The organism is Cytobacillus kochii (assembly GCF_020171845.1).
GTDB lineage: Bacteria > Bacillota > Bacilli > Bacillales > Cytobacillaceae > Cytobacillus > Cytobacillus kochii.
The window spans coordinates 417,788-443,247 of sequence record NZ_JAIVAM010000003.1; the positions used below are offsets into that span (position 1 = coordinate 417,788).

Annotated in this window: 22 protein-coding genes; 20 read left to right on the forward strand and 2 right to left on the reverse strand. The window is 38.2% G+C overall.

What is annotated here, in order from left to right; translation table 11 throughout:
- Positions 1-18: 18 nt before the first annotated feature.
- From buk to LCM23_RS05630, 15 genes are all read left to right on the forward strand, one after another.
- Positions 19-1,107 (forward strand): butyrate kinase, encoded by a 1,089-nt coding sequence (gene buk / locus LCM23_RS05560; RefSeq protein ID WP_263624151.1) that lies wholly within the window; start codon positions 19-21, stop codon positions 1,105-1,107.
- 22 nt (positions 1,108-1,129) lie between these two features.
- On the forward strand, positions 1,130-2,548 hold the full coding sequence (lpdA, locus tag LCM23_RS05565; RefSeq protein WP_095372646.1) for a dihydrolipoyl dehydrogenase: 1,419 nt from the start codon (positions 1,130-1,132) through the stop codon (positions 2,546-2,548).
- Between the two features lie 120 nt (positions 2,549-2,668).
- Positions 2,669-3,667 carry a thiamine pyrophosphate-dependent dehydrogenase E1 component subunit alpha gene (locus LCM23_RS05570; protein ID WP_224936024.1) on the forward strand — a complete coding sequence of 333 codons (999 nt, stop codon included), beginning with the start codon at positions 2,669-2,671 and terminating at the stop codon, positions 3,665-3,667.
- Positions 3,668-3,684: 17 nt separating this feature from the next.
- On the forward strand, positions 3,685-4,668 hold the full coding sequence (locus tag LCM23_RS05575; protein ID WP_095372648.1) for an alpha-ketoacid dehydrogenase subunit beta: 984 nt from the start codon (positions 3,685-3,687) through the stop codon (positions 4,666-4,668).
- An 87-nt stretch (positions 4,669-4,755) separates the two neighbouring features.
- Positions 4,756-6,075: a dihydrolipoamide acetyltransferase family protein gene (locus tag LCM23_RS05580; protein ID WP_224936025.1), complete on the forward strand. Its 1,320-nt coding sequence runs from the start codon at positions 4,756-4,758 to the stop codon at positions 6,073-6,075.
- Between the two features lie 250 nt (positions 6,076-6,325).
- Positions 6,326-8,110 (forward strand): methylmalonyl-CoA mutase subunit beta, encoded by a 1,785-nt coding sequence (locus LCM23_RS05585; RefSeq protein ID WP_224936026.1) that lies wholly within the window; start codon positions 6,326-6,328, stop codon positions 8,108-8,110.
- Positions 8,107-10,266: a methylmalonyl-CoA mutase gene (scpA, locus tag LCM23_RS05590; protein WP_224936027.1), complete on the forward strand. Its 2,160-nt coding sequence runs from the start codon at positions 8,107-8,109 to the stop codon at positions 10,264-10,266. The genes LCM23_RS05585 and scpA overlap by 4 nt, the downstream gene beginning before the upstream one ends.
- A gap of 1 nt (position 10,267) precedes the next feature.
- A complete protein-coding gene (gene meaB / locus LCM23_RS05595; protein WP_224936028.1) occupies positions 10,268-11,377 on the forward strand; it encodes a methylmalonyl Co-A mutase-associated GTPase MeaB in 1,110 nt (369 codons plus the stop codon).
- Positions 11,378-11,622: 245 nt separating this feature from the next.
- On the forward strand, positions 11,623-12,060 hold the full coding sequence (locus tag LCM23_RS05600; protein ID WP_224936029.1) for a BrxA/BrxB family bacilliredoxin: 438 nt from the start codon (positions 11,623-11,625) through the stop codon (positions 12,058-12,060).
- Positions 12,061-12,352: 292 nt separating this feature from the next.
- Entirely contained in the window at positions 12,353-13,126 is a 774-nt protein-coding gene (locus tag LCM23_RS05605; RefSeq protein ID WP_224936030.1) for a transporter substrate-binding domain-containing protein, read from the forward strand.
- A gap of 106 nt (positions 13,127-13,232) precedes the next feature.
- Positions 13,233-13,892, forward strand: coding sequence for an amino acid ABC transporter permease (locus LCM23_RS05610; RefSeq protein WP_224936031.1), 660 nt, complete (start codon positions 13,233-13,235; stop codon positions 13,890-13,892).
- Entirely contained in the window at positions 13,885-14,607 is a 723-nt protein-coding gene (locus LCM23_RS05615; RefSeq protein ID WP_224936032.1) for an amino acid ABC transporter ATP-binding protein, read from the forward strand. The genes LCM23_RS05610 and LCM23_RS05615 overlap by 8 nt, the downstream gene beginning before the upstream one ends.
- 463 nt (positions 14,608-15,070) lie before the next feature.
- Positions 15,071-15,931 (forward strand): manganese catalase family protein, encoded by an 861-nt coding sequence (locus tag LCM23_RS05620; RefSeq protein ID WP_224936033.1) that lies wholly within the window; start codon positions 15,071-15,073, stop codon positions 15,929-15,931.
- Between the two features lie 379 nt (positions 15,932-16,310).
- Positions 16,311-17,306, forward strand: a complete 996-nt coding sequence (locus tag LCM23_RS05625) for an aromatic acid exporter family protein (RefSeq protein ID WP_224936034.1) — start codon at positions 16,311-16,313, stop codon at positions 17,304-17,306.
- Positions 17,307-17,341: 35 nt separating this feature from the next.
- Complete coding sequence (locus LCM23_RS05630; protein ID WP_224936207.1) at positions 17,342-17,839, forward strand: L,D-transpeptidase; 498 nt, start codon at positions 17,342-17,344, stop codon at positions 17,837-17,839.
- Positions 17,840-17,928: 89 nt separating this feature from the next.
- Here the strand turns inward: LCM23_RS05630 and prli42 are convergent, their stop codons facing one another.
- On the reverse strand, positions 17,929-18,006 hold the full coding sequence (gene prli42 / locus LCM23_RS05635) for a stressosome-associated protein Prli42 (protein ID WP_218971988.1): 78 nt from the start codon (positions 18,004-18,006) through the stop codon (positions 17,929-17,931).
- Between the two features lie 188 nt (positions 18,007-18,194).
- On the opposite strand from prli42, the gene mce reads away from it, so the two are divergent.
- The 5 genes from mce (at position 18,195) to LCM23_RS05660 (ending at position 23,810) form a co-directional block, all read left to right on the forward strand.
- A complete protein-coding gene (mce, locus tag LCM23_RS05640; protein WP_224936035.1) occupies positions 18,195-18,608 on the forward strand; it encodes a methylmalonyl-CoA epimerase in 414 nt (137 codons plus the stop codon).
- The gene (locus LCM23_RS05645) at positions 18,608-20,158 is read left to right on the forward strand and encodes an acyl-CoA carboxylase subunit beta (protein ID WP_224936036.1); all 1,551 of its coding nucleotides are present in this window, start codon (positions 18,608-18,610) and stop codon (positions 20,156-20,158) included. Before mce ends, LCM23_RS05645 begins: the two co-directional genes overlap by 1 nt.
- Positions 20,159-20,291: 133 nt before the next feature.
- Positions 20,292-21,410, forward strand: coding sequence for a M20/M25/M40 family metallo-hydrolase (locus LCM23_RS05650; RefSeq protein ID WP_224936037.1), 1,119 nt, complete (start codon positions 20,292-20,294; stop codon positions 21,408-21,410).
- Between the two features lie 601 nt (positions 21,411-22,011).
- Entirely contained in the window at positions 22,012-22,488 is a 477-nt protein-coding gene (locus LCM23_RS05655) for a chemotaxis protein CheW (protein ID WP_224936038.1), read from the forward strand.
- 47 nt (positions 22,489-22,535) lie between these two features.
- A complete protein-coding gene (locus tag LCM23_RS05660; RefSeq protein ID WP_224936039.1) occupies positions 22,536-23,810 on the forward strand; it encodes a DNA polymerase IV in 1,275 nt (424 codons plus the stop codon).
- A gap of 127 nt (positions 23,811-23,937) precedes the next feature.
- Here LCM23_RS05660 and zwf read toward each other — a convergent pair whose 3' ends face one another.
- Positions 23,938-25,434 (reverse strand): glucose-6-phosphate dehydrogenase, encoded by a 1,497-nt coding sequence (gene zwf, locus LCM23_RS05665; protein WP_224936040.1) that lies wholly within the window; start codon positions 25,432-25,434, stop codon positions 23,938-23,940.
- Positions 25,435-25,460: the final 26 nt, after the last annotated feature.

The window sequence follows — 25,460 nt, forward strand, 5'->3', positions numbered from 1 at the left end:
CAAGATCAAATCAAGAGAATGCTCGTCATCAACCCAGGATCTACTTCAACGAAGATCGGTGTTTTCGATAATGATAGTTCTGTGTTTGAAAAAACATTAAGACATGATACAGACGAGATTAAAAAGTTTAAAACAATTTTCGATCAATATGAATTCCGTAAAAACGCTATTTTAGAAACTTTAGACGCTGAAGGAATTAACATTTCAAAACTAAGCGCAGTAGTCGGTCGCGGAGGACTTTTACGCCCAATTCCTGGTGGTACTTATGCGGTTAATAATGAAATGATTGAGGACTTAAAAGTTGGTTATGCTGGTCAGCACGCATCCAATTTAGGTGGGATTTTGGCTTACGAAATTGCTTCAGGTCTAAATATTCCTTCCTTTATTGTCGATCCGGTTGTCGTTGATGAATTAGCACCGATCGCCCGCGTTACTGGTTTCCCACAAATTGATAAAACAAGCATATTCCATGCATTAAATCAAAAGGCAGTAGCAAGAAGAGTATCAAAAATATTAGGTAAGAAATACGAAGACTTAAACTTAATTGTTACGCATATGGGTGGCGGTGTTTCTGTTGGTGCTCATGAAAAAGGTCGTGTAATTGATGTGAATAATGCACTTCATGGAGAAGGACCATTCAGTCCTGAGCGTGCAGGAACGGTTCCAGCTGGCGATCTTATTGATATGTGCTTCTCTGGTGAATATTACCGTGAAGAAATCATGAGTATGTTAGTTGGTGAAGGCGGACTTGTTGGCTACCTTGGAACAAACGATGCTGTAAAAGTTGAAAAAATGATTGAAGCTGGCGATGAAAAAGCGAAGCTCGTTTATGATGCGATGGGTTACCAAATTGCAAAAGAAATTGGTACTGCAAGTGCGGTATTAAAAGGTAAAGTAGACGCGATCATTTTAACAGGTGGACTAGCTTATGGGAAAGCATTTGTAAATGATATTTCAAGCTATGTTAACTGGATTGCAGATGTCATCATTGAACCTGGTGAAGATGAACTTCAAGCGCTTGCAGAAGGTGCACTTCGTGTTCTTCGTGGCGAAGAAGAAGCTAAGAATTACACTATTGATGAATTAAATACAACAACAGTTAAGTAAGTAGTAATAGGAGGGTTTATTAATGGCACAAGAATATGATTTAGTCATTCTTGGCGGAGGTACTGGTGGTTATGTAGCTGCTATTCGTGCTTCTCAACTTGGTCTTAAAACAGCGTTAGTAGAAAAAGGAAATCTTGGCGGTACTTGCCTTCATAAAGGTTGTATCCCAAGTAAAGCATTACTAAGAAGTGCAGAAGTTTTTGCGACTGCTAAGAATAGTGATGAGTTCGGTATTTCTACTGGGGAAGTATCAGTAAACTTTGCAAAAGTGCAAGAGAGAAAAGGCAAAATTGTTGACCAATTGCATAAAGGCGTTCAACACCTTATGAAGCAAGGGAAAATTGATGTATACGACGGTTTCGGACGTATTTTAGGACCATCCATCTTCTCTCCAACAGCAGGAACAATTTCTGTTGAAATGAATAATGGTGATGAGAATGAAATGCTTGTACCTAAAAATGTTATTGTGGCAACAGGTTCTCGTCCAAGAACATTACCTGGTTTAGAAGTTGGCGGAAATGTAATGACTTCTGATGAAGCATTATCTATGGAAGAGATTCCTAAGTCAATTATTATCGTTGGTGGCGGTGTAATCGGTATCGAGTGGGCGTCTATGCTTGCTGATTTCGGTGCAGAAGTAACTGTACTAGAATTTGCTGACCGTATTATCCCTACTGAAGATAAAGATGTAAGTAAGGAAATGCAACGTCTACTGAAAAAACGTGGCGTTAATATCGTTACTAAAGCGAAAGTACTTCCTGAAACATTGAAACAAGATGGCGGTGTAACGGTTTCTGCTGAAGTAAAAGGCGAAACAAAAGAATTCACAGCTGAAAAGCTTCTTGTATCTGTAGGTCGTCAAGCAAATACTGAAGGTATTGGTCTTGAAAATACTGATATTCAAGTAGAAAAAGGAAGCATCGTTGTGAACGAACATTACCAAACAAAAGAGTCTCATATTTATGCAATTGGTGATGTAATTGGTGGACTTCAACTTGCACATGTTGCTTCACATGAAGGTATTCATGCAGTTGAACATATCGCAGACCAAAATCCAGAGCCAATGGATTATGATCTTATTTCTAAATGTATCTATTCTTCACCAGAAGCTGCAAGTGTAGGTATCACAGAAGATCAAGCGAAGGAACAAGGCTATAAAGTGAAAGTCGGTAAATTCATGTTCCGTGCGATTGGTAAAGCGCTTGTATTCGGTGAGTCTGACGGCTTTGTTAAAATTATTGCTGACGAAGAAACAAATGACATCTTAGGTGTACACATGATTGGACCACATGTGACAGATATGATTTCTGAAGCAGGTCTTGCAAAAGTATTAGATGCTACACCATGGGAAGTAGCACATACGATTCACCCTCACCCAACTTTATCTGAAGCAATTGGAGAAGCTGCATTAGCAGTAGACGGAAAAGCGATTCACGGATAAGCGTTAGGATTTATTAAAGTGGACTTCTAGGTTTTGTTGGAAATCTAGAAGCCTCACTTCATTAAGTGGAGAATATAAGAGCGTTCCACGTTCTTCTATATATATTTAGGAGGTTTTGAAATGGGTAAAACTAAAAATCGTCATAAAGCTTTAGGTTTAAGTGATGAGCAAGTATTAGAAATGTATGAAACCATGCTTCTAGCACGCCGTATTGACGAGCGTATGTGGCTTTTAAACCGTGCAGGTAAAATTCCTTTCGTTATTTCATGTCAAGGACAAGAGGCTGCGCAAGTAGGTGCATCTTTTGCATTAGACAGAGAGAAAGATTATGCCCTTCCGTATTATCGTGACATGGGTGTTGTTCTTGCATTCGGTATGACTGCGAAAGAATTAATGCTATCAGCATTCGCTAAAGCGGAAGATCCAAACTCAGGTGGCCGTCAAATGCCAGGTCACTTTGGGCAAAAGAAAAACCGTATCGTAACAGGTTCTTCTCCAGTTACAACACAAGTTCCTCACGCAGTAGGTATTGCACTTGCTGGGAAAATGGAAAATAAAGATCTTTGTACATTTGTTACATTCGGTGAAGGTTCTTCTAACCAAGGAGACTTCCACGAAGGAGCAAACTTTGCAGGTGTTCATAAATTACCAGTTATTTTCATGTGTGAAAATAATAAGTATGCGATCTCTGTACCAATTGAAAAACAATTGGCATGTGAGAAAGTATCAGATCGTGCAATCGGTTACGGTATGCCTGGTGTAACTGTAGATGGTAACGATCCATTAGCAGTGTACCAAGCAGTTAAAGAAGCAGCTGATCGTGGACGTAAAGGTGAAGGTCCTACATTAGTTGAAACAGTTTCTTATCGTTTAACTCCACACTCTTCTGATGATGATGATCGCAGCTACCGTGATCGTGAAGAAGTAGATGCAGCGAGAGAAAAAGATTCGATTATTACTTTTGCAGCCTACTTAAAAGAAATTGGTCTTTTCGATGATGAAAAAGAAAAAGAAATGAACGATCGCATTATGAAAATCGTGAATGAAGCAACTGATTATGCTGAAAATGCACCATATGCAGATGCAGAAGATGCATTGAAATATGTGTACGCAGAATAAGTAGGGGGGAATAACACATGGCAGTAATGTCTTATATTGACGCGATCACTTTAGCGATGCGCGAAGAAATGGAAAGAGACCCAAAAGTATTTGTACTAGGAGAAGACGTTGGTCGTAAAGGTGGAGTTTTCAGAGCGACAAACGGCTTATATGAAAAATTTGGTGAAGATCGTGTATTAGATACACCACTTGCAGAATCTGCTATTGCTGGTGTTGGTGTTGGTGCGGCAATGTACGGTATGCGTCCTATTGCAGAAATGCAATTTGCTGATTTCATCATGCCTGCTGTCAACCAAATTATTTCAGAAGCAGCAAAAGTTCGTTACCGTTCAAATAACGACTGGAGTGCTCCAATGGTTATTCGTGCACCATATGGTGGCGGTGTCCATGGTGCCCTTTATCACTCTCAATCAGTAGAAGCTGTATTTGCAAACCAACCAGGTTTAAAAATTGTTATGCCTTCTACACCATACGACGCAAAAGGACTTTTAAAAGCAGCGATTCGTGATGACGATCCTGTTATGTTCTTTGAGCATAAACGTGCTTACCGTCTAATTAAAGGTGAAGTACCTGAAGATGATTATGTACTTCCAATTGGTAAAGCTGACGTTAAACGTGAAGGTGAAGATATTACAATCATCACTTACGGATTATGCGTACACTTTGCTCTTCAAGCAGCAGAAAAACTAGCGAAAGATGGTATCTCTGCTCACATTTTAGACTTACGTACGGTTTATCCATTAGATAAAGAAGCGATTATCGAAGCAGCTTCTAAAACGGGTAAAGTCCTTCTTCTTACAGAAGATACAAAAGAAGGAAGCATTATGGGTGAAGTAGGATCGATTATTGCTGAGAACTGCCTATTTGACTTGGATGCACCAATTATGCGCCTTGCAGGTCCAGATGTACCAGCAATGCCATATGCACCAACAATGGAGAAATTCTTCATGGTTAACCCGGATAAAGTAGAAAAAGCAATGAGAGAATTAGCTGAATATTAATCAAAAGTGGCAATGAGAGCGGAAATCCGACTCTTTTTGCCACATTCCAAATAGATGTTGATAAGTAATAAGGAGGTCACTTTAATAATGGCTATCGAACAAATAAAAATGCCTCAATTAGGTGAAAGTGTAACAGAAGGTACAATTAGTAAATGGTTAGTATCTGTTGGAGATAAAGTAAATAAGTACGATCCACTTGCAGAAGTAATGACTGATAAAGTAAATGCTGAGGTTCCTTCATCTTTTGATGGAGTAATTAAAGAGCTAATTGCCGAAGAAGACGGCACATACGAAGTAGGCGAAGTGATTTTAACAATTGAAACTGAAGGTGGCGGAAGCAGCGAGCCTCAAGCTACTGAAGAAACTTCTGCACCAGCAAAAGAAGAAGCGCCAAAATCAGAAAGCAAATCAGTCGCTTCTACACCTGCAGCAGATGCACCTAAAGGTGGACGTTATTCTCCAGCCGTACTTAAGCTTTCTCAAGAGCATGGCATTGACCTTAGCCAAGTAGCTGGTACTGGTGCAGGCGGAAGAATCACACGTAAAGACTTAAACAAAATTATTGAGTCTGGTAATATTCCAACTGCTGATAATGCACCAAAAGCGGAAGCACCAGCAAAAGAAGAAGCACCTAAGCAAGAAGCACCAAAAGCGGCAGCTTCTAAACCAGCTAAAGCAGCAGGCACAAATGTACCAGTTGTACCAGGAGATGAAGAAATTCCTGTGACTGGTGTACGTAAAGCAATTGCAGCTAATATGCTTAAGAGCAAACATGAGGCTCCTCATGGTTGGACAATGATGGAAGTAGATGTAACAAATCTTGTTGAGTATCGTAACTCAATTAAAGGTGAGTTCAAGAAGAAAGAAGGCTTCAACCTTACATTCTTTGCTTTCTTCGTAAAAGCAGTTGCGCAAGCACTTAAAGAATATCCACAAATCAACTCTATGTGGGCTGGCGACAAAATTGTACGTAAAAAAGACATCAACTTGAATATTGCAGTAGCAACTCAAGACGCTCTTTATACACCAGTTATCAAAAATGCTGATGAAAAAACAATCAAAGGTATTGCGCGTGAAATCGGTGAGTTAGCTGGTAAAGTGCGTGCTGGTAAATTAACAGGTGCTGATATGTCTGGTGGTACATTTACTGTAAATAACACTGGTTCATTCGGTTCTGTTCAATCAATGGGAATCATCAACCACCCTCAAGCAGCGATTCTTCAAGTAGAATCTATTGTGAAGCGTCCAGTTGTTATGGACAACGGTATGATTGCTGTTCGTGACATGGTTAACCTTTGTATGTCACTTGACCACCGTGTACTAGACGGATTAGTATGTGGTCAATTCATGCAACGTGTAAGAGAAATTCTTGAAAATACTTCTAAAGAAAACACATCTGTATACTAAGATGTGATTGTAAAAAATGAGAGGCGAATGGCCTCTCATTTTTTTTTGAAAATAAATATCAAGTTTCAACAACCCACAATAAATCACCCCATAAATAATGTATATCTAGATGAATAAATTGATGGAATTCTACAAAAGATTGCAGCTTTTTCCTATCTATACTACAATAAAATTAAGATTTATTAGAATTTTATTAATGTTTTGATCGCTATGATGAGGGGAGGTCCTGTCTTTTTTAGACAGATATTTTATGAATTTAAATAAAATGAAAAATGAGACATTTGCAAAGCCGACTTTACGCGATTGGCAGGAGAAAGCAGAGGAATCATTAAAGGGTGGGTCCATCGATCGTTTATCAACAGTCACTTATGAAGGGATTAAATTGAAACCGCTTTATTCACGAGAAGATTTACCTTCACCTATCCAAAATCCACTTCCAGGAAGTTCAGACTTTCGTCGAGGGTATACCTCTTCAGGATATCTTGAAGAACCATGGAACGTCTCGCAGCGGCTTTCTTCTACATCGGCAAAAGAAATGAAAAGACAATTATTAGAAGAATTAAATAAAGGACAATCAGCCATTTCATTTAACCCTGATCTTTACAAGCTTTCAGAAGTAGCAGAGATTGTTGAAGGCTTAGAAGAATATCCATTTTGTTTAATGACGGAAAATTCTTTACTCGATTTATACAAGACGATTGGTCAGCAAAATTCGAAAGGGTTTATTGGGAAAGATCCGTTAGCCAGTTTAATGAATAATAGTAAAGGTTACGATAATGATTGGTTGGAAGCAATTGTACATGCGAAAAATTCCTCACCTAAGCTAAAAACCATTTTAATTCATACGACCATATATCATGAACTAGGTGCAAATGCTATTCAAGAACTGGCCATTGCCATTGCTTCTGCTGTTTCTCATATTGAGCGCTTGCTCAGCGAAGACTTCTCTATAGAAGAAATAGTAGATAAGGTCGTGTTTCATTTTTCCATTGGCGCCCAATTTTTTACGGAAATCAGTAAATTAAGAGCGGCAAAAATCCTATGGTCTAAAGCTTTAGAAGCATACGGACTAAATGAGAAGCTAATGAACATGACCATTTCTGCTCAAACATCACCATTTACGAAAACATTGTACGACCCTTATGTCAATCTTTTACGGGCAGGGAATGAGGCCTTTGCAGCCATCCTAGGTGGGATCAATTATTTACACGTCTCACCATTTGATGAACCTAGTGAAGCCTCCTCTTTTACTGCGAATCGAATTGCTCGAAATACCCAATTGATTTTAAGGGAAGAAGCGCATTTAAATAAAGTCGTTGATCCGGCAGGAGGCTCTTATTATATTGAAACAATGACGAATCAAATTGCTGAAAGAGCTTGGGATTTATTTTTAGCAATAGAAAATCAAGGCGGTATGGAAGGTGCCATCGAGACAGGTTGGATTCAAGAACAGATCACGCAAGTGCAAAAAAAGCGGCTAGCAGATATTTATACGCGAAAGCAAAGTATTGTTGGCACGAACAAATATGCGAATTTAGATGAATCACCGCTGCAGAATGCAGTGACGCTAGGCAACCGCTTATCCATTCCATATGAAAAGCTGCGCTATCAAGTAGAAATGATGAAGGCGAGTGGCGTTGATATTCAGGTGGGCTTATTATGTCTTGGAGATTTAAAAAAGCATAAGCCACGTATGGATTTTGTAAACGGCTTTTTAGCTCCAGGTGGTATTCGGTCTCATTTTATTCCAATTATGCATACAGAGAACCTAAAGGAACAAATAGAAAATAATCGTTTATCTCATTACGTGATTTGTGGTGCAAACGATCAATATGATGATGATCTTTTAACTGCTGTGAAGGTAATAATGACAGAGAAACAAAGAATATTTAAACTATATTTGGCCGGTCATCCTACAGTAGAGGAACAAAAATGTTGGAAAGAGGCGGGCATCACCGAGTTTCTCCATATGAAAAGTGATTGCTACCATATACTAAGCACCATTGTGGAAGATTGGGAGGGTGAAGTGAAATGACCAAACCTGATTTTACAAAAGTAAAATTATTTGATGAGGGTGTCAAAGCGCAACAACCTGATAAAATCCATCATGATTTGTTTGAAACAAATGAAAGTATAAATATTAAATCCGTGTATTCCCATAATGATCTAACGTCGATGGAACACCTCGATGATATGCCAGGAATCGCACCTTACACACGCGGTCCATATCCAACGATGTATGTTAATCGACCTTGGACAGTTAGGCAATATGCTGGGTTTTCAACAGCGGAAGAAAGTAATGCGTTCTATCGTCGTAATTTAGCGATGGGGCAAAAAGGACTTTCAGTCGCTTTCGATCTTGCCACACATCGTGGCTATGATTCCGATCATCCACGAGTGGTTGGCGATGTCGGAAAAGCAGGCGTAGCCATTGATAGTATTTTAGATATGAAAATCCTGTTTGATGGCATTCCTTTAGACCAAATGTCAGTCTCCATGACAATGAATGGAGCAGTTTTACCGATTATGGCGTTTTATATTGTCACGGCTGAAGAGCAGGGAGTGAGCCAGGAAAAGCTTGCGGGAACGATTCAAAACGATATCCTTAAAGAGTATATGGTGAGGAACACCTATATTTATCCACCTGAGATGTCAATGAAAATCATTGCAGACATATTTGAGTATACTTCACATTATATGCCTAAATTTAATAGTATCAGTATATCTGGTTATCATATGCAAGAAGCAGGTGCGCCTGCAGATATAGAATTAGCATACACGCTAGCAGATGGTCTTGAATATGTGCGTACAGGTATGAAAGCAGGGATTGATATCGATTCTTTTGCTCCTAGATTATCCTTTTTTTGGGCAATTGGGATGAACTATTTTATGGAAGTGGCAAAGATGAGAGCGGCTAGACTGATATGGGCAAAGATGATGAAAAACTTTGCACCTAAAAACCCGAAATCCATGGCGTTAAGAACACACTCGCAAACTTCCGGTTGGAGTTTAACAGAACAAGATCCATACAATAATGTGACAAGAACTTTGATAGAAGCGCATGCAGCAGCGATGGGACATACACAATCATTACACACAAATGCACTAGATGAAGCGATTGCCTTACCAACCGATTTCTCAGCAAGGATTGCGCGCAATACACAATTATTTTTACAAGAGGAAACAGGCATAACCAACGTTATCGATCCTTGGGGCGGTTCTTATTATGTAGAAAGTCTAACAAATGAGTTAGTAGAGAAAGCATGGGCGCATATTGAGGAAATTGAAGAACTTGGCGGAATGGCTAAAGCGATTGAAACAGGATTACCAAAAATGAGGATTGAGGAGGCGGCTGCAAGAAGGCAGGCACAGATAGATTCGAATAAAGAAACAATCATTGGTGTGAATAAATACCGTCTTGAGCAGGAGGAGCCTCTAGATATTCTAAATATTGATAATACCGCAGTACGGTTAAAGCAAATAGAACGCTTAGAGCATTTAAGAGCGACAAGAGATGAAGATAAGGTGAAAGAAGCGCTTGCAGCTATTACGAGAGCAGCTGAGACAGGTGAAGGAAATCTTTTAGCTTTATCCGTTCAGGCTGCACGGGTGCGGGCATCTTTAGGAGAAATATCTGATAGTATTGAATTGGTCGCTAAACGACATAAAGCGATGATCCGTTCTATAAGTGGTGTATATAGCTCCCATTTTTCTAATGAAGAGGAAATAAATGAAGTAAAGGCAATGGCTGATGAATTTTTACAAAATGAGGGGAGAAGACCTCGTATTTTAATTGCTAAAATGGGACAGGATGGACATGATAGAGGAGCGAAAGTCATTTCTACAGCCTTTGCAGATTTGGGATTTGATGTGGATATTGGGCCACTATTTCAAACGCCAGAGGAAACAGCGATACAGGCAGTCGAAAATGATGTGCATGTGGTTGGGTTTAGTTCTCTTGCTGCTGGTCATAAAACATTGTTACCACAATTAGTGGCTGAGTTAAAAAAGCTAGGGCGTGAAGATATTTTAGTTGTAGTAGGTGGCGTAATTCCACCGCAAGATTATGAGTATTTGCTTGCTAATGGTGCATCTGCTATCTTTGGACCAGGAACCGTCATTCCAGTGGCTGCGCAAAAGGTAATAAGAGAGATTTATCATCGTCTAGGCTATGAGGAAGTGACGAATTAATATGGACACATATAAGAAGCGTGGAAGGCCGTCTAATGAAGGTTTTACAGATTCTGTTCAGGATGGTGACTTCTCATCCAGTTTTTCGTCTCTGACAAGAGGAAGTAACTTTAAAAAGAAAAAAGAAACCTCACTACCCATCGATGATCTGGAAAAAGGATTATTAGAAGGTAACCGAAGTGCACTTGCTCGTGCTATTACTTTAATAGAGAGTAATGCTGAGCATCATTTTCAAGGAGCTCAAGAGTTATTGCATAGAGTTTTACCACATGCGAATCAATCTATTCGTATTGGCATTACTGGGGTGCCTGGTGCAGGGAAAAGTACTTTTATAGAATCTTTTGGTTCGTTTTTATGTAATGAGTTAGGTGCAAAAGTAGCTGTTTTGGCTGTTGACCCTAGTTCAAAATTAAGTGGTGGTAGTATTCTTGGTGATAAAACGAGAATGGAGCAACTCGCCAGAAATCCTCTCGCATTTATACGACCATCACCAACATCAGGAAAACTAGGTGGTGTCCATCGCAAAACAAGAGAAACGATGATCTTATGTGAAGCGGCTGGTTTTGATGTCATCTTAGTTGAAACGGTCGGTGTTGGTCAAAGCGAAGTGATTGTACGTGATATGGTTGATTTCTTCATGCTCCTTGTTTTAACTGGAGCTGGTGACGAACTGCAAGGAATGAAAAAAGGAATTATGGAGTTAGCAGACACGATTATCGTTAATAAAGCAGATGGAGATAATAAACATGCAGCCCAAAAAACGAGAGCTGAATATGAAAAGATTCTTCATTTTCTTCAACCTGCAACGAAAGGATGGCCATCTAGGGCTTATGTTTGTTCTTCCCTTTATGAAGAAGGTATAAAAGAAGTGTGGGAAGTGATCCAACAATTTATTGCCAATACACAAACTTCTGGTGTCTTCGAGCAGAGAAGAAGAGAACAAGCGAAAGAATGGATTTATTCCATGATCACAGATCAACTTCATTATCGTTTTTTTGGTTCACCAGTCGTGAAAGAGATGTTGCCTAAAATTGAAAATGATGTGATTGCAGGTAACCGAACCGTAACATCGGTTGTCGAGGAACTTTTTAGGCAGTATACAAGAGAATAAAAAAAGCTGCCCCTTCACCGTGATAGGGGCAGTTCTAGTATATATAAGCCTGCTTTACTAGCAGGAACACCCAGGGGGAGGGTTATATATTGTATGTTACCCCAAAATTTTTCATTTAAAACTCAAAGATAAAAGTTTCTATACTGTAAAAAAACTCACGACCTTGGTATGATATAATTATACGTAAATGAATAAAACGTATAAGGACACTTTGATCCTAATTATTCTTTAGGGGGAATGAAATCATGAGTATGGATTTTAATTTGTTTATGAATGATGTTGTGCAACAAGCTCGTAAAGAAATCGTTCATGCAGGATATACAGAGTTAAGAACAGCAGACGATGTGAAAGAAGCATTAGATAAAAAAGGAACAACGCTCGTAATGGTTAACTCTGTTTGTGGGTGTGCAGGGGGAATTGCTCGTCCGGCTGCAGCACACTCTATTCATTATGATAAGCGCCCTGATCATTTAGTAACAGTATTTGCTGGTCAGGATAAAGAAGCAACTGCTGAAGCGCGTTCATATTTCACAGGTTTTCCACCATCTTCACCTTCCTTTGCTTTGTTAAAAGATGGAGAAATTATTACGATGGTTGAACGCCATGATATTGAGGGACACGATCCAATGGCAGTTGTTCAAAAGCTTCAAGCATCATTCGAAGAACATTGTGAAGAAGTATAATATCATTATTTTATCATGGAAAAGAATAGCCGTTCCGTACGGTTATTCTTTTTTTGCATGTAACACTCCTACCATTTTTTACTAGAGAAATGAAAACTAGTAAAATTTTTCTTTTCATATACAATTCCTTCCTTTATACTAAAAATTAGTTAGAAAAATCAAAAAATATAATTATGCAAATATATCATTGCATATTCATACATATGTGTTAAAATACATCTAGATGAATAAATATTAATTGATTAGAAACGAAATTTATTTTCATACTATATAATTTTTAGGAGGAAACACCGTGAAGAAGCAATGGATACTTTTAAGTGTGTTATTGGTATTAATTGGAGGGTTTTTAGCTGCATGTGGATCAAGTGAAGAAGCTGGTGGCGATAGCGATAAAAAAACATTAGTAATGGGTACGTCAGCTGATTATCCACCATTTGAATATATCGATACAGCACAAGGAGAGGAAATTATTGGGATTGATGCTGATATCGCAAAAGCAGTGACTGAAAAGCTAGGATACAATTTAGAAATTAAAGATATGGATTTTGGTGGACTGATTCAAGCACTTAACTCCGAACAAGTTGATTTTGTTGCATCAGCCATGTCTGCAACGGATGAAAGAAAAGAGAATGTTGACTTTACTGAAATCTACTATACTTCTAAACATATGATTATCTCTAAAGAAGGTAGCGGGATTGAAACAGCTGAAGATTTAGAAGGGAAAACAGTTGGTGTACAATTAGGTTCTATTCAAGAGACAAAAGCAAATGATTTAGCTGAAGAGATAGATATGAAGGTTGAAAGCCGTAATCGTATTCCTGAGATCATTCAAGAGATTAAAGCAGGTCGCTTTGAAGCAGCCATTATTGAAGATACAGTTGCACAAGGGTTTCTTGAAAAAGAGAAAGATTTAGCTGGTGTAACGATTGAGGATGCTGACGGCGGCTATGCGATTGCTTTACCAAAAGGTAGTGAGCTAACAGAAGAATTTAATAAAGCCTTACAAGAAATGATTGATAACGGGGAAATCGAGGACATTATCACAAAGTGGTTCTCTGAACAATAAACCCAAATCAACGTTCAGAAGGGAAAAAACCTTCTGGACGTTTTTTCCCTTCAATGAGTGGATCAAATGAATTTCAAATATTAATTACTGAGAGGAATGGCACTATATGAATTTAGATTTTACCTCTGTCCTCCCTTCTCTACCTTTCATTTTACAAGGGCTCGGTGTCACACTACAGATTGTATGTTTAGCGGGTATTTTAGGGTTTTTATTAGGAATTATCCTTTCTTTATGTAAGATTAGTAAAATGAAGCTATTAAATTGGCTAGCAAATGCTTATACTTCCGTTTTTAGAGGTACGCCATTAATTCTACAATTGATGATTATTTATTTTGGCTCACCACAAGTACTAGGCTTTCAAATAGAGGGTGTAACAGCAGCCATTATCGGATTTGCATTGAACTCGGCCGCTTATATTTCTGAGATTATTCGTGCAGGCATACAAGCAATTGATAAAGGACAGCAAGAAGCAGCAATGGCTTTAGGCGTTCCGTATCGTCCGACAATGATAAATATTATTCTCCCACAAGCAATGAAGAACATTTTACCTGCGCTTATGAATGAATTCATTACATTAACGAAAGAATCTGCCCTTGTGACGACAATTGGGGTAATGGATGTGATGAGACGAGCGTATCAAGTAGGAGCGAATCAGTATCAATTTATGGAACCACTCCTTCTTGCCGGAATCATTTACTATATCTTAGTAACGATACTCACATTCTTAGGCAAACTAGTTGAAGGGCGGTTGAGATCCAGTGATTAAAGTGGAAAAATTGCATAAATCCTTCGGGAAGAATGAAGTGCTAAAAGGTATTTCAACACAGATAAATAATGGTGAAGTCGTTGCTATCATTGGTCCATCTGGTTCAGGTAAATCCACTTTTTTGCGTTGTATTAATAAATTGGAAGAGCCAACAAACGGGAAGATATGGATTAAAGATGAGGATATTACCGATCGACAAACAGATATATTAAAAGTCCGACAAAATGTAGGGATGGTGTTTCAGCATTTCCATTTATTCCCTCATATGACTGTGTTGGAGAATTTAACTTATGCACCATTAAAGGTGAAAAAAATAACAAAATCAGAAGCGGAAAAGAACGCTATGAAATTACTAGAAAAAGTCGGATTAGCTGTAAAAGCGCAGGAGTATCCTAACAAATTATCAGGGGGGCAAAAGCAGCGGGTAGCAATTGCTCGCGCCCTTGCGATGAACCCAGAAATTATGCTATTTGATGAACCAACCTCAGCACTAGATCCTGAAATGGTAAAAGAAGTGTTAGATGTAATGAAAACACTCGCACATTCAGGTATGACAATGGCTATTGTTACTCATGAAATGGGGTTTGCGCGTGAGGTGGCGGATCGCGTATTATTTCTAGATGGTGGCGTGTTAGTTGAAGATGCTCCGCCTAACGAATTCTTTTCCAATCCTAAGTCTTCGCGTGCGCAAGATTTCTTACAAAAAGTGTTATAAGCGAAAAAAACCCATCTAGGGCTGTTGAGAATGTCTAGTCTCAGCAGCCTTTTTTATTTTCAACATCAACTAGTTCTATGAAATTTAGTGCGGTGAATTTATGATCAATTAGTTATTTTTCAATACAAGAACAACTAAGCAAAAATGAAGTTGAACTATTGCACGTATTCCCTGAAGAACATCTACTTTATCAGGTTGGTAAGACTTTTGTGTATCACTACAAGTGAGCTCTTCTTTGATCATTTGTTGATTAATATGTAAAAATCCATTTGTACTTTATATGTGAATCATTGAAAAGTTTTAAGAGTGTTTGCTGGTGATAAAGTTTAAGGGTCGTTTTCCCATATTCATATTCACTTAACATAGAGCTTGATGTAATAATATTGTATTTAAAGTACAGACACCTAATCATTTTTGCTAAATATACTACAGTGTTATAAATAAAATATTAGGAGTAATGTCTATGTTTTATCATATAAAAGAATTACAATATCATGCAAAACCAGAAAGACCTGACCCAGTCTTCGCTCGCCAACTGCAAGAAGTAATTGGAGGGCAGTTTGGAGAAATATCAGTTGCGCTACAATATCTCTTTCAAGGTTGGAACGTTAGAGGCAATGGGAAATATAAAGATTTATTAATGGATACTGGTGCTGAGGAGTTAGCACATATAGAGATGTTAGCAACAATGGTTGCTCGCTTATTAGATGGAGCACCAGTAGGAGACTTAGAAGCAGCTGCTAAAGATCCTATTATTGGGGCTATTCTAGGAGGAATGAATCCTCAGCATGCCATTGTCTCGGGATTAGGTGCAATGCCAGCTGATAGTAACGGAAAACGGTGGTCAGCAGATTATATTATTGCTAGCGGTAATTTACTTGCTGATTTTAGAGCTAATTTAAATGCAGAATCACAAGGAAGGTTACAAGTTGCACGTTTATATGCTGCGACAAATGATAAAGGTGTGAAAGATATGCTTTCTTGGCTTCTTGCTAGAGATACGATGCATCAAAATCAATGGATTGCTGCTATTAAAGAATTGGAAGAAAAAGAAAATGTCGTTGTACCAAGTACTTTTCCGAGAGAACTTGAAAAACAAGAAGTATCTTATACCTTATTTAATTTTTCAGAAGGGAATGAAAGTGCAGAAGGAAGATGGGCACATGGACCGAGTATGGATAAGCTGGGTACTTTTAACTATGTGGAAAACCCTGTCCCTTTTGCAAAAAAACCGAAATTAAAACCTGCACCAGATTATATATTTAATACTCCACCGTCAGTAATGAAGGGTAGAGATGATCAAATACCACCTAGTTTATATTAAACTTTTTGCGCGCCAAAGGTTTCCAGGAAAAGAAAGACGCCTTTAGGAAGAGATTGAAACAATAAATAACTCCTAAGGGAATAGAAAAGGGTCTTTATCTTCATATTTTTGGGAGGTAAAGACCTTTTCCCTTTTTATATCTTATTTTTTCATTATTAGAATGTGATTATTGTATAATAATAAGAAATATCATGTTAGCTAGTGTGATATTCTTTCGTATTGTGGTTGGTGTGTTATCATCAATTATTTTCTGGGCTTTGGTTATAAGAGAAAGTATTGTTATCAGGGCAATAAAAAAAACGAAAATTCACTAAAGTAGATAAACGAGAACGATACGTACTTGATGCTCTAGCATGATGAACATACGAGGAGTAATAAGATGAAATTTAGAATAGGCTATAGAACAGTGAAAACGGCAGTCGGAGCAACTCTTGCTATTATGATTGCGCAAATGCTTGGTTTGGAGAATTATGTCTCCGCCGGTATTTTAACGATTTTATGTGTGAAGGTGACAAAAAAAGATTCCTTGCGTGCTTCATGGGATCGGATATTCGCGTGTTTCATTGCTATATTTGTTGCGTCTCTACTCTTTGAAATACTTGCCTATCATCCATTAGTTATTGGTATCGTCTTACTTGTGTTTATTCCATTAGCGGTAATGTTCAAAGCTAGCGATGGAATTGTTACAAGTTCCGTTATTATTCTACATATTTATTCAGCTGAACAAGTGACAGTGGGACTGATTTTAAATGAGGTAGGAATTATTATCATTGGGGTTGGCATTGCATTATTAGCCAATTTATACATGCCTAGCCTTGACGTGAAATTAAAGGAATATCAAGTAGAAATTGAACAAAATTTCAAACTGATTTTTGATGAGATTGTCATATATTTAAGAACAAATGAAAGTACTTGGGATGGTAAGGAAATCACGGAGACGTATCAATTAATTGAAGAAGCAAAAGCATTAGCATTCAGAGAAGTGGAAAATCATGTATTAAGGAACGAGAGTCTCTATTATAGTTATTTCAAAATGAGAGAGAAACAATTTGAAATCATTGAGCATGTTTTGCCAGTGGTGACGGCGATTGATGAAAATGTTGAGCAAGCAGAGATGATAGCTGATTTTATTGAGGATTTATCCGAACATATCCATCCAGGAAACACGGCCAGTCTTTTCATCGATAAGTTACAACAAATGCGGGCCCAATTTGCTGAAATGCCATTACCACAAACAAGAGAAGAATTTGAAGCACGCGCGGATTTACTTTATTTTATTAAAGAAATGGAAGAATATCTCTTTATCAAAAGTCAATTTGCGGGGTTAAAAGGAAGCAAGAGCTTGTATCAAAATACGGCCACTGGAGAACAATAAAGGGAAAAAAGGATGTGATTCTATTGCTAAATGTGATGAGTCATCTTTTTCTAGTGTTAATGATTTCTCCACTTTGGCCCATTGGCCCAAACCCGTTACCGGGAGATCCTTTCGTGATTGTAAATAAGCGCACAAATGAGCTAACTTTTATTGATAATAGGGAGGTTCAACAGGTTGTTCATGTTGCTACAGGAAAGACTGATAGCTTAACGCCAGAGGGGATGTTTACGATTATAGTAAAAGCGGAAAATCCTTATTATCGAAAAAAAGATATCCCAGGTGGAAAGAAAAATAACCCGTTAGGCACACGCTGGATAGGTTTTGATGCGAAAGAGACAGATGGCAGAATTTATGGCATTCACGGCACCAATGACCCAGAGACGATTGGTCACTATGTCTCTAATGGCTGTATTCGCCTGAAGAATGACCATGTTGAAGCTTTATTTGAGAGAATTCCTATTGGAACGAAAATATTAATTGTTTCAACTGATGAAACCACAGAACAATTAGCAAAAAAATATGGCGCATTATAAAAGGACGGCTCAACATTCGGAATTTCCGAGTGCTGAGCCGTCCTTTTTCTTGTTAAGCTTCAAGTAGTTTCATGCTTTTTAATTTTATATTAGAAGAACATCGTTAGACCCATTAGAAGTGTCGATGCAAGCATAACGAAAATCATCAAATAGACTATGATCTTCATTGTTTTTTTCGGCAATTTCTTTCACCCTCTCCTTGAGTGGTATTCCTCTTTATTTTACTAGGATTTTCTCATTTGAACAACATAGAGTTTTTTTCTTGTATATTCGACATATTCGTGGAAAATTATTATAATTATATATAGTTAGAAAATAATGATATTTTTAAATAGATAGAATAGGGGGGATTTCGTTGATCAAAAAAATTGATCATATTGGTATCGCTGTTCGATCATTAGCGCAATCATTACCTTTTTATACGGAAACATTGCAATTACCTTTGTTAGGAATTGAAGAAGTGAAGAGTGAAGGCATTAAAGTAGCTTTTATTCAAATTGGGGAGATGAAGCTTGAGTTATTAGAGCCGCAAACAGATGAAAGCGCTGTAGCGAAGTTTATCGCTAAAAGGGGAGAAGGTCTTCATCATGTGGCATTAGGCGTCCATTCTATTCAAGAGAGAATCGAAGAAATGAAAACAAAAGGCATTCAAATGATTCAAGATCAGCCAAAAATGGGTGCAGGTGGAGCGAGTGTAGCCTTCATGCATCCTAAATCAACTGGCAGTGTTTTATATGAATTATGTGAAAAGAAGGGAATGACAAGCTAATGGCAGACATCTATGAAAAAATTAATGAACTTTATGATCGTAGAAGAGAAGTAGAGCTTGGTGGCGGAGACGAAAGAATTGAAAAACAGCATGAAAAAGGAAAACTAACAGCAAGAGAAAGAATTGCTTTATTAGTCGATGCTGGCACATTTGTGGAATTAAACCCGTTCATTAAACACCGTAGCAATGATTTTGGTTTAGATAAACAAAAAGGGCCTGGTGATGGGGTTATTACTGGTTATGGAAAAGTGAACGGGCGTCCGATCTTTCTTTTCTCACAGGACTTTACTGTTTTTGGTGGTGCACTAGGGGAAATGCATGCAAAAAAAATTGCGAATGTTATGGACTTAGCCGCAGAGAACGGAGCTCCGTTTATTGGCTTAAATGATTCCGGTGGTGCACGTATTCAAGAAGGTGTCGTTTCTTTAGATGGATACGGACAGATTTTTTATAGAAATTCAATTTATTCAGGTGTTATCCCGCAAATATCTGTTATTCTAGGTCCGTGTGCAGGTGGTGCTGTTTATTCGCCAGCTATTACCGACTTTGTTTTTATGGTCGAGAATACGAGCCAAATGTTCATTACAGGGCCAAAAGTGATTGAGACCGTTACTGGAGAAAAAATTACGGCAGAAGATTTAGGTGGAGCAAATGTACATAATACGATTAGTGGCAATGCCCACTTTAAAGGAAAGACAGAGGAAGAGGTTATTGCGCAAGTTCGGGATTTATTAAGTTATCTCCCGCAAAACAATGAAGAGCGCGCACCAAGAAAAGCAGATGAATCAACAGATGACTATCGACCAGATTTAACGGATATTATTCCATTTGATGCAATTAGACCTTATGATGTTCGCAAGGTAATTGATCAAGTGGTGGATGCTGATTCTTTCTTAGAGGTGCAACCTGATTTTGCCAAGAATATTGTTGTTGGCTTAGCGAGGATAAAGGGCGAATCAATTGGACTTGTTTGTAATCAACCTAAAGTGATGGCTGGCGGGTTAGATATTGATTCATCTGACAAAGCAGCTCGCTTTATTCGTTTCTGTGACTCATTCAATATCCCATTAGTGACTTTTGAGGATGTTACTGGGTTCTTTCCTGGGATTAAGCAAGAACATGGGGGAATTATTCGTCATGGCGCAAAAATTCTTTATGCCTATTCAGAAGCGACGGTACCTAAGTTAACCGTCATACTGCGAAAAGCATATGGAGGGGCTTATGTAGCGTTGAATAGTAAATCTATTGGGGCAGACTTGGTTTTTGCTTGGCCAAACGCTGAGGTGGCTGTCATGGGCCCTCAAGGGGCAGCTAACATTATTTTTGCTAAGGAGATTGCCACGAGTGAAAATCCTGAACAAACGAGAGCGCAAAAAATAGAAGAGTATCGTGAAAAATTTGCCAACCCATATGTCGCAGCCAGTCGTGGTATGGTAGATGATGTCATTGATCCAAGAGAAACAAGAATAAAAATTATCCAGGCATTAGATATGTTAAAAAATAAAAAGGAAACACGCCCGTTTAAAAAGCACGGGAATATGCCTTTATAGAAAGATAGAAGTCAAATTTTCTATAAAACATTCTTTATTTGCTGATAAGTTTCGTTAGGAGTATACTAATTAGTGTTGAAGAGAACTGTTTAAAAGCATAATAAGGCTCGTGAAATTTGGAGGTTATTGACGGATGATTAATGAAGAAAGACTGTTAAATGAGTTTTTAGAACTTGTGCAAATTGATTCTGAAACAAAGGATGAAGCACAGATTGCAAAAGTATTGAAAAAGAAATTCCGTGACATTGGAGTAGAAGTATTTGAAGATGATACGACTGCAGTGACGGGGCATGGAGCGGGCAACTTAATTTGTACACTTCAAGGAAATAAAGAAGGCGTTGACCCTATTTATTTCACATCTCATATGGATACAGTTGTACCTGGTATCGGGGTCAAACCTTCAATTCAGGATGGTTATGTAGTAACAGATGGCACAACGATTTTAGGTGCTGATGATAAGACTGGGTTAGCGGTAATGCTTGAAATCGTCAAAGTACTTAAAGAGCAAAATATTGTTCACGGTACAATCCAATTTATTATTACTGTCGGTGAAGAATCTGGACTAGTTGGTGCAAAAGCATTAGACTCTTCTCTCATTCAAGCAAAATTCGGCTACGCTCTTGATAGCGATGGAAAAGTAGGTAATATTATTGTTGCTGCGCCGACACAAGCGAAAGTGAGAGCAACGATGATTGGCAAAACGGCACATGCTGGAGTAGCACCAGAAAAAGGTATTTCTGCAATCACGATGGCATCAAAAGCGATTTCTAGAATGCCTTTAGGTAGAATTGATGAAGAAACAACAGCCAATATCGGTCGCTTTGAAGGCGGAAAACAAACGAATATCGTATGTGATCATGTCGACGTTCTTGCGGAAGCACGCTCTCTCATTGCTGAAAAAATGGAAGCGCAAGTTGAGAAAATGAAAGCAGCATTTGAAAGTGCAGCAGAAGAAATGGGTGGCAGAGCAGAAGTTAATATTGAAGTGATGTACCCAGGATTCAAATTTGCAGACGGTGACCATGTTGTCGAAGTTGCCAAAAAGGCAGCGGAAAAAGTAGGGCGTAAACCGGAATTATTGCATAGCGGTGGTGGCAGTGATGCCAACATTATTGCTGGATTTGATATTCCTACAGTAAACTTGGCAGTTGGTTATGAAGAAATTCACACAACGAACGAAAGAATGTCAATCGAAGAGCTCAATAAGTTAGCTGAAATGGTAATAGCAATTATCGAGGAAGTAGCAGCTTAAATCCTCATGATAGAGCATAGCTACAGCTCAAGTAAGGACAACCTTGAAAGCCGCAGAGCACACTTTTATTTGTGCTAGCGGCTTTCTTTTTTGTGGATGAAAAATTATTCTGAGAGGGGTTTTGGTGAACATCAATGAGAAGAAAAGTAGCAGAATGAGTTGGGCGGATAACTTTCATACACAGCAAATCTTTGCTGATGATTAGAAAGATATATGAGCAAATGGGGTGTGCTCGTTCAATTCAAAAAGAAGAAAGATTGGAGTACATCATGTTAACTGGCAAAAGCCAAAGGATAAGTTAGAGGGATGCACGAGTCACGTTTTTGTACAAAAATCACTAGAAAATAGATGAAATTCCGGTTATTTATTCCCGTAGTACATATTTGTACTTTCTTAAATAACCCAAAATTGTACATCGTTAGAATTAACATGGACATAAATGAATATCCTCAAAGAATTCAGTGAAAATGTTGGGAGGAGCCTGATAGAGTCCTATCAAAGATATAATTCTCCATTAGGAAAATAGTCCTTACTCTTCTCTCTTCTTTTTTACTTAATATATGATATATTTTTACTATGAACAAAAGAAGGAGTGAATCTTTTGGATAAATATATTGTGTTTCGATGTAGGCAGGAAGAGTATGCGATTACTATTGATCAGGTCATTGCTATAGAACGGGCAGAAGGTTTTACATCTGTCCCACAACTCCCGCATTATGTAAAAGGTATGATACGTTCTCGGGGCCACCTTGTCCCGGTTCTTGATATTGAAATGATATTTTATAATCGAGCGATTGAAGAAAGTAAAGATAGAAGAATCATCATCATTCAAGGAGAAGAATTTGAATACGGCTTACTTGTTGCGGAAACGAAGGAGATTATTGATATAGCGGAAGGTCTTATTGAAAAGCCAGGACTTCTTTTACATATTCGTCTAGACTACTTAAAAGGAATTGCTAATTTTAAAAATAGATTAATTTCTATCATTGACAGCCATCGCTTCGTGAGCTCATTGGATGGTAATGTTTCCATTGCAGAATATATAACAGAAGCTAAGGAAGCAGAGGCAGCTTTATAATCTATTTGCTATAATTGGAGGATACAAACCTAAAGGATGTGCTTTAAGTGAATTCAATGTATCCTAAAGCCGGCCGAGTGATTTTACATGTTGATATGAATAGTTTTTATGCATCTGTAGAAATGGCCTATGATCCGACATTAAAGGGGAAGCCTATTGCTATTGCTGGAAATCCTGAGGAGCGTAGAGGGATTATTGTTACTTGCAGCTATGAAGCAAGGAGATTTGGCGTAAAAACAACGATGCCATTGTGGGAAGCGAAAAGGTTATGTCCGCAGTTAATTATTTTACGCCCTAATTTTGAAAGGTATCGTGCAGCGTCAATTGGTATGTTTGAAGTGCTTAATCATTATTCAGATCTTGTAGAGCCTGTCTCTATTGATGAAGGATATATGGATATTACTGCTAGCGACCAGTTTGGCACCCCTATTGAAGTGGCTTCAATTATTCAGAACCGTATAAAAGAGCAGTTAGATTTACCTTGTAGTATTGGCATTGCACCAAATAAATTTTTAGCCAAAATGGCCTCTGATATGAAGAAGCCTCTTGGCATTACAATATTAAGAAAACGGGATGTTCCTAGTAAATTGTGGCCTCTTCCTGTAAAAGAAATGCATGGTGTTGGTCAGAAGACAAGTGAGAAGCTTGAAAGTATGCGTATTTATACGATTGGTGATTTAGCGAAGGCAGACACGTTCATGATAAAATCTACATTAGGCATAAATGGTGAGCGTTTAAAAGATAGAGCAAATGGCATAGATTCACGTCCGGTTGATCCAGAAGCTGCCGAGGAATTTAAAAGTATAGGTAACTCAACGACACTCCCGCGGGATATGAGTAAGCAGAAAGAACTTTTTGAAGTGTTGAATCACCTTGCTTTTAAAGTGTCTACGAGGCTAAAACGAAAAAAAGTCTATGCTACTGGTATAAGCGTGATGATCCGTTATAAAAACCGCCATACGATTACGAGAAGCAAAAAAATCGGTTTTGCTATTCAGTCAGTGGAAGAAATTTATAATCAGGCTCAGCCTCTCTTTATGAAACACTGGAGTGGTGATGCTGTGCGGTTGCTTGGCATAACTGGTACGGACCTTGTCGAAAAAGGACAAGCTGTGAAACAATTAGATTTATTTCACTATGAAGAAGACGCCAAAAAAGAGCCTCTTTACCAAACCATTGAAAGTTTGAGGAAAAAGTATGGCCCATCGATTGTTGATCATGCAGCGTCTCTTGAGGCTATACAAAAGAAAAAAGCCAACATCGGTACATCAACCAGCTTTAATAAAGATTTTTTACAGCGATTAAAAAAAGAGAAAGAATAAGCGAAAATATGTACACCACAAACGCTCTTGTTGTGGTGTTTTTTTAATCTTAAAAGTTGAATCTAAAAATAAAAGCATAGCATAAGGTTTTTTCCCCTTACGCCATGCTTTATATTGTGCATACATATTAACGATAGTCGCCGCTTTCTACCGGCCACCAGTGGAAGCCGTCTTTTTCTAATAACTCGTCAGCCGCTTTTGGACCCATTGTTCCAGCTTCGTAGTTTGGAAATTGCTCTGCTTGTTGGTTTTCCCAAATTTGTGAGATCTTATCGACGAAGCTCCAAGATAAAGCCACTTCATCCCAATGAGCAAAGTTTGTTGCGTCTCCGCGCATACAGTCATAAAGGAGTCGCTCATAAGCTTCAGGTGTGTTCATGTGATCGACACTATTGTTGGAGAAGTTGAGCTTTACTGGTGTGGCATTCATTGTGTCACCAGATTTTTGTGCGTTTAAGTAAAGACTAATTCCTTCATCTGGTTGGATATGAATGACGAGTAAATTAGGGTTTAACGTCTTTTCATGCTGATAGTATAAATTCATTGGAATATCCTTGAATTGAACGACTATTTTTGTTGATTTCGTTGCCATCTTTTTTCCTGTACGGATGTAAATAGGAACGCCGGCCCAACGGAAATTGTCAATTATCAGTTTTCCGGCAACGAAAGTCTCGGTATTGGAGTCAGCTTTGACCATCGGTTCTTGACGATAACCGTTAATTGGCTCATTATCTTTTTTGCTTGGTCCATATTGGCCACGAACAAAATTCTCCTTTACAGCCTCTCCTTCAAGTGATTTCAAAGCACGGAACACTTTTACTTTTTCAGAACGGATTTCCTCGTCTGTCAGTTTAATTGGTGGCTCCATTGCAAGTAAGGCAACCATTTGCAGCATATGGTTTTGCACCATATCCCTAAGAGCACCGCTATTCTCATAATATCTCCCACGTTCTTCGACACCTAATACTTCACTTGATGTCACTTGGATATTAGATATGTAGCGATTATTCCATAGTGGTTCAAATATGGCGTTGGCGAAGCGAATGACCTCTATATTTTGGACCATTTCTTTTCCTAAATAATGATCTATTCGATAAACTTCTTCCTCAGCAAACGCTTGACGAAGGCGATTGTTCAATTCTATTGCAGAAGGGAGATCATGACCAAATGGTTTTTCAATTACTAAACGTTTAAAACCGTCAACTTCTGTTAGCCCATCTGATTTTAAATGATCGGCAATTGTCCCAAAGAATTCTGGTGCCATCGCTAAATAGAAAATGCGATTACCTTCTAATTGATAATGTGTATCTAAGTCATTTGCTAGTGTTTTTAACGCTAAATAAGAACTAGAATCTGTGACATCATGGGAATGATAATAAAAGTGTGTGATAAACTCATTAAGGTCATCATGATGTCCTTCAGCTTCTTCAATAGATTGTCGCACACTTTCTTGAAAAGCACCGTTCGTTAGTTCTCGTCTAGCAACGCCAATAATACAATAGCGTTCAGATAGTTTTCCTCTTTTAAACAATCGGTAAAGTGATGGAAATAGTTTACGTTTCGCTAAGTCACCTGTTGCACCGAATATCATAATCAATGCAGTTGGATTTTCAGAATTATTCACAATGATATTCCTTTCTATGTAAAAAA

What these genes read in the sequence shown, in the direction of transcription:
- LCM23_RS05570 (WP_224936024.1), top strand. Translation starts at nt 2,669, where the DNA reads ATGGGTAAAACTAAAAATCGTCATAAAGCTTTAGGTTTAAGTGATGAG.
- LCM23_RS05600 (WP_224936029.1), top strand. Translation starts at nt 11,623, where the DNA reads ATGAGTATGGATTTTAATTTGTTTATGAATGATGTTGTGCAACAAGCT.
- LCM23_RS05645 (WP_224936036.1), top strand. Translation starts at nt 18,608, where the DNA reads ATGGCAGACATCTATGAAAAAATTAATGAACTTTATGATCGTAGAAGA.
- prli42 (WP_218971988.1), bottom strand. Translation starts at nt 18,006, where the DNA reads ATGAAGATCATAGTCTATTTGATGATTTTCGTTATGCTTGCATCGACA.
- buk (WP_263624151.1), top strand. Translation starts at nt 19, where the DNA reads ATGCTCGTCATCAACCCAGGATCTACTTCAACGAAGATCGGTGTTTTC.
- meaB (WP_224936028.1), top strand. Translation starts at nt 10,268, where the DNA reads ATGGACACATATAAGAAGCGTGGAAGGCCGTCTAATGAAGGTTTTACA.
- LCM23_RS05630 (WP_224936207.1), top strand. Translation starts at nt 17,342, where the DNA reads ATGAGTCATCTTTTTCTAGTGTTAATGATTTCTCCACTTTGGCCCATT.
- LCM23_RS05650 (WP_224936037.1), top strand. Translation starts at nt 20,292, where the DNA reads ATGATTAATGAAGAAAGACTGTTAAATGAGTTTTTAGAACTTGTGCAA.
- lpdA (WP_095372646.1), top strand. Translation starts at nt 1,130, where the DNA reads ATGGCACAAGAATATGATTTAGTCATTCTTGGCGGAGGTACTGGTGGT.
- LCM23_RS05625 (WP_224936034.1), top strand. Translation starts at nt 16,311, where the DNA reads ATGAAATTTAGAATAGGCTATAGAACAGTGAAAACGGCAGTCGGAGCA.
- LCM23_RS05575 (WP_095372648.1), top strand. Translation starts at nt 3,685, where the DNA reads ATGGCAGTAATGTCTTATATTGACGCGATCACTTTAGCGATGCGCGAA.
- LCM23_RS05620 (WP_224936033.1), top strand. Translation starts at nt 15,071, where the DNA reads ATGTTTTATCATATAAAAGAATTACAATATCATGCAAAACCAGAAAGA.
- LCM23_RS05585 (WP_224936026.1), top strand. Translation starts at nt 6,326, where the DNA reads ATGAATTTAAATAAAATGAAAAATGAGACATTTGCAAAGCCGACTTTA.
- scpA (WP_224936027.1), top strand. Translation starts at nt 8,107, where the DNA reads ATGACCAAACCTGATTTTACAAAAGTAAAATTATTTGATGAGGGTGTC.
- LCM23_RS05580 (WP_224936025.1), top strand. Translation starts at nt 4,756, where the DNA reads ATGGCTATCGAACAAATAAAAATGCCTCAATTAGGTGAAAGTGTAACA.
- LCM23_RS05610 (WP_224936031.1), top strand. Translation starts at nt 13,233, where the DNA reads ATGAATTTAGATTTTACCTCTGTCCTCCCTTCTCTACCTTTCATTTTA.